General features: G+C 52.0%; 1 rRNA gene. It reads left to right on the top strand.

Annotated features, from left to right (window positions below):
• The first annotated feature begins 24 nt into the window (after nucleotides 1-24).
• Nucleotides 25-1451: ribosomal RNA gene (locus tag F0227_RS21715) — 16S ribosomal RNA — on the top strand.
• Nucleotides 1452-1493 lie beyond the last annotated feature (42 nt).

Below are 1493 nucleotides of genomic sequence, written 5' to 3'. Positions count from 1 at the left end.
ATAGAGAAACAAAATCAAAACTTTAAATTGAAGAGTTTGATCATGGCTCAGATTGAACGCTGGCGGCAGGCCTAACACATGCAAGTCGAGCGGAAACGGCAATAAAGATTCTTCGGATGATTTATTGGACGTCGAGCGGCGGACGGGTGAGTAATGCTTAGGAATTTGCCCAGTCGAGGGGGATAACTATTGGAAACGATAGCTAATACCGCATACGCCCTACGGGGGAAAAGAGGGGACCTTCGGGCCTTCTGCGATTGGATAAGCCTAAGTGAGATTAGCTAGTTGGTGAGGTAATGGCTCACCAAGGCGACGATCTCTAGCTGGTCTGAGAGGATGATCAGCCACACTGGAACTGAGACACGGTCCAGACTCCTACGCAATTATTTGACGTTAGCGACAGAAGAAGCACCGGCTAACTCCGTGCCAGCAGCCGCGGTAATACGGAGGGTGCGAGCGTTAATCGGAATTACTGGGCGTAAAGCGCATGCAGGTGGTTTGTTAAGTCAGATGTGAAAGCCCCAGGCTCAACCTGGGAAGGTCATTTGAAACTGGCAAACTAGAGTACTGTAGAGGGGGGTAGAATTTCAGGTGTAGCGGTGAAATGCGTAGAGATCTGAAGGAATACCAGTGGCGAAGGCGGCCCCCTGGACAGATACTGACACTCAGATGCGAAAGCGTGGGGAGCAAACAGGATTAGATACCCTGGTAGTCCACGCCGTAAACGATGTCTACTTGGAGGTTGTGGCCTTGAGCCGTGGCTTTCGGAGCTAACGCGTTAAGTAGACCGCCTGGGGAGTACGGTCGCAAGATTAAAACTCAAATGAATTGACGGGGGCCCGCACAAGCGGTGGAGCATGTGGTTTAATTCGATGCAACGCGAAGAACCTTACCTACTCTTGACATCCAGAGAAGCCAGCGGAGACGCAGGTGTGCCTTCGGGAGCTCTGAGACAGGTGCTGCATGGCTGTCGTCAGCTCGTGTTGTGAAATGTTGGGTTAAGTCCCGCAACGAGCGCAACCCTTATCCTTGATTGCCAGCACTTCGGGTGGGAACTTCAGGGAGACTGCCGGTGATAAACCGGAGGAAGGTGGGGACGACGTCAAGTCATCATGGCCCTTACGAGTAGGGCTACACACGTGCTACAATGGCGCATACAGAGGGCAGCCAACTTGCGAAAGTGAGCGAATCCCAAAAAGTGCGTCGTAGTCCGGATTGGAGTCTGCAACTCGACTCCATGAAGTCGGAATCGCTAGTAATCGTAGATCAGAATGCTACGGTGAATACGTTCCCGGGCCTTGTACACACCGCCCGTCACACCATGGGAGTGGGCTGCAAAAGAAGTAGGTAGTTTAACCTTCGGGGGGACGCTTACCACTTTGTGGTTCATGACTGGGGTGAAGTCGTAACAAGGTAGCCCTAGGGGAACCTGGGGCTGGATCACCTCCTTAATACGAAGATTGCTCGTTTATGAGTGTCCACACAGATTGATA

The organism is Vibrio sp. 99-8-1 (assembly GCF_013114595.1).
GTDB lineage: Bacteria > Pseudomonadota > Gammaproteobacteria > Enterobacterales > Vibrionaceae > Vibrio.
This window is presented reverse-complemented; position numbering and strand designations above follow the sequence as displayed.